9 protein-coding genes are annotated in these 8,498 nt (G+C 64.5%); 4 read left to right on the top strand and 5 right to left on the bottom strand.

Features of this window, described 5'->3' with window-relative positions:
* Window positions 1–198 (top strand): hypothetical protein (locus BST40_RS26450; protein ID WP_208618935.1); only part of this gene is annotated, 198 nt, incomplete at its 5' end.
* Between the two features lie 124 nt (window positions 199–322).
* On the opposite strand, the gene BST40_RS26445 is transcribed toward BST40_RS26450, so the two are convergent.
* Both BST40_RS26445 and BST40_RS26440 read right to left on the bottom strand, forming a co-directional pair.
* Window positions 323–1,003: a hypothetical protein gene (locus BST40_RS26445; protein ID WP_083156250.1), complete on the bottom strand. Its 681-nt coding sequence runs from the start codon at window positions 1,001–1,003 to the stop codon at window positions 323–325.
* Window positions 1,004–1,690: 687 nt separating this feature from the next.
* A complete protein-coding gene (locus BST40_RS26440) occupies window positions 1,691–2,095 on the bottom strand; it encodes a hypothetical protein (protein ID WP_208618934.1) in 405 nt (134 codons plus the stop codon).
* A gap of 140 nt (window positions 2,096–2,235) precedes the next feature.
* Here BST40_RS26440 and BST40_RS26435 point away from each other — a divergent pair, with 140 nt between their 5' ends.
* From BST40_RS26435 to BST40_RS26425, 3 genes are all read left to right on the top strand, one after another.
* Entirely contained in the window at window positions 2,236–2,997 is a 762-nt protein-coding gene (locus BST40_RS26435; protein ID WP_083156248.1) for a hypothetical protein, read from the top strand.
* Window positions 2,994–3,509, top strand: coding sequence for a twin-arginine translocation pathway signal (locus BST40_RS26430; RefSeq protein WP_083156246.1), 516 nt, complete (start codon window positions 2,994–2,996; stop codon window positions 3,507–3,509). Before BST40_RS26435 ends, BST40_RS26430 begins: the two co-directional genes overlap by 4 nt.
* Before the next feature lie 96 nt (window positions 3,510–3,605).
* Window positions 3,606–4,121, top strand: a complete 516-nt coding sequence (locus BST40_RS26425; protein WP_075548171.1) for an Rv2253/PknI dimerization domain-containing protein — start codon at window positions 3,606–3,608, stop codon at window positions 4,119–4,121.
* Window positions 4,122–4,135: 14 nt separating this feature from the next.
* Here BST40_RS26425 and BST40_RS26420 read toward each other — a convergent pair whose 3' ends face one another.
* The 3 genes from BST40_RS26420 to BST40_RS26410 form a co-directional block, all read right to left on the bottom strand.
* Window positions 4,136–5,839, bottom strand: coding sequence for an MCE family protein (locus BST40_RS26420; RefSeq protein WP_083156244.1), 1,704 nt, complete (start codon window positions 5,837–5,839; stop codon window positions 4,136–4,138).
* Entirely contained in the window at window positions 5,840–7,204 is a 1,365-nt protein-coding gene (locus BST40_RS26415; protein ID WP_083156242.1) for an MCE family protein, read from the bottom strand. It abuts the gene before it with no gap.
* Window positions 7,201–8,498: MCE family protein (locus tag BST40_RS26410; protein ID WP_142276815.1), on the bottom strand; the 1,298-nt coding region annotated here is incomplete at its 5' end. The genes BST40_RS26415 and BST40_RS26410, both read right to left, overlap by 4 nt.

Genomic DNA, 8,498 nt, shown 5'->3' with positions numbered 1-8,498 from the left:
GGCGGCATGGGACCAACCTACGGAAACGCTGGGGCCGGCAACAGCGGCGGCAACGGCGGCAACGGCGGGATGTTCGGTAACGGCGGCGGCGGCGGGGATGGGACCGGTGGCGCGCCGGGCGGCGTCGGCGGCATGGGCGGGCTGTTCTTCGGTGACCCCGGAGCGGACGGGTTGACGTACCTCGACACGTCGAGCTAAGCCGGCGCAGGAGGGCGTCACGAACGCGAAAGGGCCACTGCCGCAGGTCTATTCGGAGTGTTTGAGGGATCTATAACAAGATGATGTGGTAGTGGTCAGTCGAACGTCGACGCGCGACCCCTAGCTAATTGTCCTCTTCAATGAGAGTTACTTCACCATTTTGCTCTACCTTTACGCGATAAATCTCACCATTCATTTCAACTTGCGCGAATCCGTCATTCTTTACGACATATACTTGATTGTTCTCGGGCTGCGTGTTCGTATCGTTGATGACGGGTTCTTCGTCGATAAGAGTTACCGCACCATTTGACTCCACTTTTACCGTGAATATTTCGCCATTCATTTCAACTTGCGCCAATCCGTCGTTCTTTATGTAAATCTCTTGGTTGTTTCCGGCCAGCGTGTTCGTATCGCCGAAGAAGCTGGTGGTGTAACCGGCATCGAACCCAAGAGTAGGAACGGTGTCCACGCCAACCATCTCAAAGAGCGGATGCTCATCGAACGGAACATAGTCCGTAATCGAGTCTGTCTGATAGCTGCTGGTGGTGGAATTGCTACCGGTGCCGCCGCTACCGGTGAACTCAGAATTATTGGTGGTGCAGGTGTCTAATTTGAACCCGTCATGAGCAGTCAAGGTGATAGCCAGCCTGCCGACGCTGACATCGGTGGAGCTACCAGCGGTGTCTATGGCGGCGGTGACGCCACCGGCCAATGCCAACGCGCCCAGCACAACCGCGGCGCCGTGTTTGCCACGTGGCGTTTTGGCAGCCTGGGCCGACGGACGCGTCGAGTCAGGTTCAGCCACGCTGACTTCACCTGCTGCTAGGCAATCTTGAGGCAATCGAGACATGGGTGGGAGCCCTTTCTTCCCTCAGGTAGAAATTCAGTCGGATACACGGTGCCAATACAAATGTCAAGGACAAGAATATGACATCGTAAGGCGGACCGTCAGCTCAAACTCGCTTGCACACAATAAACCAGTGCCGCAACCGAAGTTCACGAGGGTCCGCTGCCGCGCATCTGCCCTGTTAGAGGCGTTCGCCTTTCAGAGCGTTGATCCCGATCTATGCCTCGACGATCGATTTGACCGTGCCTCGCTTTGCACTTTAGGCGGTGGATCACAGTAATCGCCAGACTGATCGCCCGACGCTCGACCGAGATAGCCAAATAGCTTTGCCGCTGACCTAGACCTGGCCATCTCAGCAAAACGGCACATGTGCTCCCGACACAGCCGCTTCCATGTCGATCAGTCACCCGCCAGCGCCCCAACAAGCAGGACACGACGGTGGGTTACCGGCAGGAATTGGGTTTTGGACGCGGCCGGTAAACCATGGATGTCGGTGGCCGCAGGTTAAGCCTCAACGCATGGGTGTTGGTTGGGATTGGGCACCTCGCCGGTGGCGGTGTACGCCTGTTCTTCCGAAGGAATCATGTTGCACCGCAACCGATCACGCTCGGCACAGTGGTACCACGGGTCAGCGGCCGACACCTCCTACGTGTCGCCCCGCACCCATCTGGCGTGACCGTTCTGCGCCACGCACACCAGGAACAGACCGTCGGGCGCCTGCGCGACGTAGTACTCCGGATATCTGGTGCAGTCGGAGTTCTCGTCCTTGACCCCGGCCATCGGTGGGGATCGGAACCATCGGGGTTCGTAGCGCCGCGGTGAACCGCAGAACATCAGCCGTCCCGGCTCGGTGGCGAACGAGACGTAGTAGTCGGCGGTTCCGAAGACGTAATAGGTGGTGTTGTCACAGGGTGCGCCGAGGACGACGTTGGGGGTGATTCCGGGGGTGCAGGCCGGATAGTCGCAAACCGTCGGACCCGCGTCGGCGGGTGGTGCCGTCCATACCGTCATGCCGACCAACGCGGCAATCGCTGCCACGAGTAAGCGCACGCTATTACTCTTGCACAATTGAGAAGAAAACTCTCCTGCTCGGAGAAGACAGAAATCGCCCTATCTGGGGCGGGGCCCCGCCGTTGTGATGAGTGATAGATAATTGTTGCTCTCGCTCAGCGCGTGGCCAGGAGGTGACGATGCCGTCGCGTGACCGGCTATCTGAGGCCCTCGAATCCGACGGTCGCGACGGCGAATCGCCAACCCAGGCAGCAGAAGCCGTCGCCCAGGCCGAAGCGAGGGCCCGCGCGGCCCGGGAACGCGCGACACGCCTGAGCGAAAAGGCCGACGCGATAGCCGGCGACCGGCAGCCAACGGCTGGCAACGAGGCTGGGGACACGGCCGTCGACGAGGCAGTCGCTAAGGCACGGCGCCGATTCCGAGTGCGGCCTCGGCAGCTTCGCCGTCCGGGACGCAAGGGGCTGGCGGCGATGGCTGCGGCGGTCATCAGCTGCGGTTCCCTCGGCGCGAGCGGCTATCTGGTGTGGCACCACCGCAATGTCGTGCACCAACAGCAACGCGCCGCCGAGTTCGCGGCCGCGGCGCGGCAGGGCGCCATCATTCTGATGTCGATCGACGCCACCAAGGCCAGACAGGATGTACAACGCATCATCGATAACACCACCGGCGCGTTCAAAGGCGGGATGCTGATCGCCGCCGACGACCTGGTCCAGTCGGTCGAGCAATCCAGGGTCAGCACCAAGGTGACCGTGCAAGGCGTCGCCGTCCAGTCGATGACCGACGATTCCGCGGTGGTCCTGGTGGCGGCCAAAGCCGAAGTCGCTAATCCCGAGGCCAATCCGGACCAGACCAAACTGCCGCCGCGGTCCTGGCGGATCGTCATGACGGTGCAACGAGACGACGGACAGCTCAAAGTGGCGAAGGTCGAGGCGCTGCCGTGAGCCCGGCAGGCCGCCGGATCCGCCAATGCCTGACCTGGTGGCGTCCAATTCTGTTAGGGCTGTTGGTCATTGCCACGACGGGCTTCGCCGCCGGATTCTTCTACTTCGGCTACCGCGCGGATCGACAGACCGACGACGCGGCGGCGCGGGACGCGATCAGAGCGGCCTCCGAGGGCACGGTGGCGCTCCTGTCGTACTCGCCCGACAGCCTGAGCCGGGATTTTGACAACGCGAGATCGCGGCTCACCGGCGACTATCAGAGCTACTACGAACGGTTCACCGAGCAGATCGTGGCGCCGGCGGCCCAGCGCGGCCAGATCACCACCAACGCCCGCGTCATTCGAGCCGCCGCGGCGGAGTTGCATCCGGATTCAGCTGTCGTACTTGTGTTTATCAGTCTGAAGACCACCAGCAAGGACAAACCCGAACCGGTGAAAACCACCAGCAGCGTTCGGGTAACGCTGACCAAGGTCAACGGATCCTGGCTAATCGCCAAGCTTGACTCGCTGTGACGGCCGCGCGCTTCGCGGCAAAGCCCTCGCCCACGCGGCGGCCCCGGTGTTACTGTCTCAAGTGGGAAGTGGCGCTAGCGCGTCGAGGAGCACGTGATGCGGTCAATGGGCACTGTCGCAAGCGCAATATTGGTAGCTACCACGGTGATTGGCGGCTCGAGCGCCGCACCGCCGGCCCGGGCCTCCACGGACGGTCTCGCCATCAACGGAACCTACCGCGCCACATCGGTCGGTGAATGGGCCAAAACAAATCAATCTTTTCATGATGAACCGACCGTCAGTAGCACGTGGACGGTGTCGTCCAGCTGTAGCACGGCTCAGGACTGCTCCGGCCACGTCACCAGCGACCGGGGCTGGAACGCACCGCTCTACATGCATGACGGGGTGATGTGGACCGTGAAACACGAGGTGCCCAACTGGGAAACGTGCCCCGATGGCACCTCGTTCACCGGGGTACAAACGTTCACCTTCTATCCGGCAGGGCCGGACGGCACTATCCAGGCCGGCTCGTCGACATATGCGGGCAAGGACCAGACCGTCGGGCCCAGTGGCGCATGCGGTGTCAACAAGTGGCTCGTCGTCATGATGCCGTTCCGGCTCGACAAGATCTGACCGCGACGCCCGAATCACGCCGCCAGGAGCAGATCCCTCCAGGTCTTGGGAGCCTTGACCAGGTCTGCCTGCCGATACAGCTGACCGTCCGGACCGACGTAGCGACCGGTGCGCGGGTCGTACTGCGCTACCGCCAAACCCGGGCTCACTCGAGAACCATTGTGGCCAAGGGCACTTGGTGCGGCCTGCGGCCCGCCAGCCGGCGCCGGGGGGGCGCCGTCCGGAACGTCCATCGGCGCGACGGGTGTCAGGTCCACCGGCGCCGGCGGCTGCAGGTTGGCCGGTGGCGGTACCGACGATCCCGGCGGTATCGGCGGTTGCCCCAGCGGCACCGGCGAGTTCGGCGGTCCCGGCGGCGTTCCCCGCGGCCCGGGCGATCCCGGTGGCAGCGGGGTACCCTCCACCGGTCCGAAAATCCGGTCGCGGTAGAAGTTGACCCGGTCATCGGGCGGGATACCCTGCGCGAGCAGGTTCGGATCCAGCGGATAGGTGCCGAAGACGTGCTGGCGCATCGCCAATGGCTCGAAAGGCTGGTCGCTATCACAGATTTCGACCGTCGGCGCGCGCTTGCCCGGGTGCTCGATGCACGGGTAGTTCCGGGCACCGCGAACCGAAATCGGTGAGTCCTGCGGCAGCTTGCAGTACAACCCGTCCGGGGTATCGATCGTCGTGGTGTCGGCCGGCGAGCGCCATTGGCTCGGCGGTAGGAACCCGACCGTGCAGCCGGGCGGATCGTCGACCAGAGCCGCGAAGTCGCCCTGGGCGTAGCCCGTCGGGTTTTTGGTGCCGACGAACGATTGGATCGCGGCAACGAACGGCGGCAGCAACACCAGTACCTGCTCGAGTGACGCGTGGTAGGTCACCGCGATCTGGCCGACGGTGGTCAGGTTGGCCAGGAGCACCGGCAGCGTCGGCTTGATCTGCTCGAGCAGTCGAGACGCCTCGTCAAATGCGCCGGGGCCTTGCTCCAGCAGGGTGCGGACCTGCGGGTCGTTGGTCACCAGTTGGCTGGAGACGCCGGCTAGGCTGCGCGCCCACAGCCGGATCGCGTCGGTGGTGTGCGCTTGCGAGTCCAGAACCGGCCCGGTGTCCTCGGTGAGGGTTCGGGTCCGGTCGGCGATCCCGTTGAGGTCACCGGAAACCTTTGCCGCCGAGTCGAACAACGATCCGAAATCGTAGCCCGCCCCGTTTAATCCCTTGAATGCCTCGTCGAGCAACGCGACGAGCTTGTCCTTGGGGATGCTGTCGATCAACGCACTGGTCTGATCCAGAACGGGGCCGATCGGCTGCGGAATGGTGGCCTGGCTCATCGGGATCACCGATCCGTTGTGCAGGTACGGCGGCGAGTCGGTGCGCGGCCGCAGATCCACGTACTGCTCGCCGACCGCTGAGATGCTGCGCACGTCGGCTTCCAGGTCCGCCGGGATCTTCGGCGAAGAGCCAAGCGACAGCGTGGCATTCGTGCACGGACTGCGTTTGGGCTCACTACAGTGCGACGTCAGCCCCACCGCGGTCACCTTGCCGACCTGCACCCCGCGGTAGGTCACGTTGCTGAACCGGTAGAGGCCGCCGGCCGCGGGCACTTCCAGGGTGACCGTAATCCGCCCGATGCCGAGCAGCGTCGGCGCCTGGATGTACATCAACACCATGACGGCCACACCGACGATGCCCACGATCGTGAAAATCGCCAGCTGGATTCGGACGAAGCGGGTCAGCATTTACGAGCCCCCATCCGGTGGCTGCGTGGCGGTCGGCGGCGTGCCCGGCACCTGCGGGCCGAATTCTGGTGTCGCCGGGCCCAGCTGCGGCCGCGGTGGTGGCGGCACCGGCGGCGGCGCGCCCGGCGGCGGCAACGGCAACGGCACCGCCGTTGCGGGCCCCGGCGCCGCCGGCGGCGTCAACGGCGCACCGACCGGTGGCGCCACCGGTCCTGGAGCCGACGGATTCCGCGGGTCGGGCGTGTACTGGTACTGCAGGTACTGCGGATCCCCGGGCGCCGGCACCAGCTCCGCGCCCAACCGTCCCCAATGGGTGCCCAGCAACAGCCCCTTGCGCAGCCGGGCGTTCGTCAGGTCGAGAACGAAAAACCCGTTGACGAAGTCACCGCGGATGGCTCGGTCGATGAGGTTCTGGGTGAACGGGTACGTCGGCGCGTAGGCGCGGGCGTCGTCGAGCTCCGGCCCGACGTCGGCAAGCGCACTGATGGTCGGCTCAAGGTTTTTCAGATTCGTCACCAGATCGCTGCCCGCATCGTTGACCAGCCGGGTGGCCGTGTCGCTGAACACCCTGAGTCTGTCCAACGCGGCCGTGATCCGCGGCCGCTCGCGGATCAGAACGTCCAGGGCGGGCGGCACCTTGTAGAGCGCCTGGGTGATGATGTCGCGCTGGCTGGCGAACGTGCCGGCAAGCCGGTTCAGTGCCTGGATCGACGCGACGATGTTGCCACGCTGTTGGTCGAGTGTTCCCACGAATCGGTCGAGGCGATCGATCAGGTCACGAACATCGGCTGCCCGGCCGGACAAGGCCGCGTTGAAATTGTGCACGATGTCGCCGATTTGGGTGAAGCCGCCCGAGTTGATCACGACCGACAATGACGACAACGTCTGTTCCGTAGACGGATACGTCGACGACTTGTCCAGCGGGACGGTGGCGCAGGGCGGCTGGGCGAGGTGCAGCCGGGCGCATTCGGCCGCCGGTTGCAACGTCCCTTCGCCCTGTTTTCCGGGCGGCGGATTGAGTTCCAGGTGCATGGATCCCAGCAGACTCGTCTGACCGACACTGGCAATCACGTTGGCGGGTATCACCACACCGTGCTTCACCGAGATCTCGACGTCGGCGTGCCAGCCCGTCACGCGCATCCTGCCGATGCTGCCCACCACGACGTCGTTGACCATCACCGGCGAATTCGACTCCATGGTACCGACATTGGCGATCTCGACGTGGTAGATGTCGGCGCCCGAGCCACGTCCGACCGCGCCCGGCAGCGGCAGCGAGTTCAGACCGTTGAATGCGCATCCGGTCACACTCAGCATGACCGCCGCACCCAGGGCCAGCACCCGACGGGCCAACACCCGGGCGGTCACGGCTGCGTTCCTTCGGCTGGGAGCAGGCCGGGTATCGGCGCCGGCGACGGCGGCGGCGACTCGCCCGGGTGGGTGGGCGCCGGCGGCTCCGGCCTCGCCGCGCCCGGTATCCGTGCCGGCGGTCCGGGCGGGGGCGGATAGTCCGGCGTATCGCCGGGCAGCCCGGTATAGGCCGATACCGCCGGTGGCAGCTCGGGGGGTCCGGGCTTGGGGCCCTCGCCACCGGGCGCCAGCCGCGGCTCGGTGTAGACGATGTTTTGCGGGTCGGCTGACGACGCCAGGATCGGGTTGATCGGAATAGGCAGATAGTTCCAGTTGAACAGCAACAGCGGGTTGAACACTCGCAGTGCCGGACTCAGATACAGGCCGCACAGCTTGCCGGACTCGACGGCGGTGACGTTCTCGATGGCCCCGAGTTGCGAGCAGTACAGGTTCACCGAATTGGCCGTGTTGTTGACCGTGAATGCGCCGCGGATCGCCCCCATGTCGGGTTCGTAGTCGTTGTAGGCGTTGGCCAGTGCGTTCGGCGTGACATGCAGGATGTTCTTGAGAGCCATCTTGTTGTCGACCAGGATCTGGGTCAGGTCGGCCAATCGCGCAATCTGCTCCGAGGTCGGGTCACGGGTTTGCGCGATGAACCGTTGCACCTCACCGACGGCGCCGGCCAAATCGGTGAGCGCGGCGTCCAAGTCGGATTTATTGTCGTCGAGCACGCTGGTCAGCGTGGCCAGCTGGTTGTTGAACACCACCAGTTGCTGGTTGCTGTCGCGAAGGACCTTGACGAAGATCTGCAGATTCTTGATGATGTCGACGATGTTGCCGCTGCCGTCGGCCAAAATCCGCCCCACCCCGGACAGTTCGGCCAGGGTCTGCCGAAGCTTGTCGCCGTTGCCGCCCAGCGCGTTGGCGGCGCTGTCGATGAAGCGCGCCACCGAGGGCGTCGAGACTTTGCTGTTGGGTCCCAATTCCGTTGCCAAACGCATTAATTGGTCTTTGACCTCGTCCCACTCGACCGGTATCGCGGTCCGCTCGCGCGGTATCACGGCGCCGTCGAGCATGGTGGGACCGCTGGACCGGTAGGCCGGGGTGAGTTGGACGTAGCGGGCGGCGACCAGGTTTTGCGCGACGATCACCGCCTTGGCGTCCGCCGGAATGGGGACGTCGTGATCGACGTGCATGACCATCTTGGCCGTGGTGCCCTCCGGATGGATGGCGGTGATGGTGCCAACCTTGATCCCCGAGACCCGCACGTCGTCGCCCGGGTAGATCGCGGTGGTCTTGGTGAAGTAGGCGG

Origin of the sequence: Mycobacterium persicum, assembly GCF_002086675.1 — a bacterium.
Lineage (GTDB): Bacteria > Actinomycetota > Actinomycetes > Mycobacteriales > Mycobacteriaceae > Mycobacterium > Mycobacterium persicum.
This window is presented reverse-complemented; position numbering and strand designations above follow the sequence as displayed.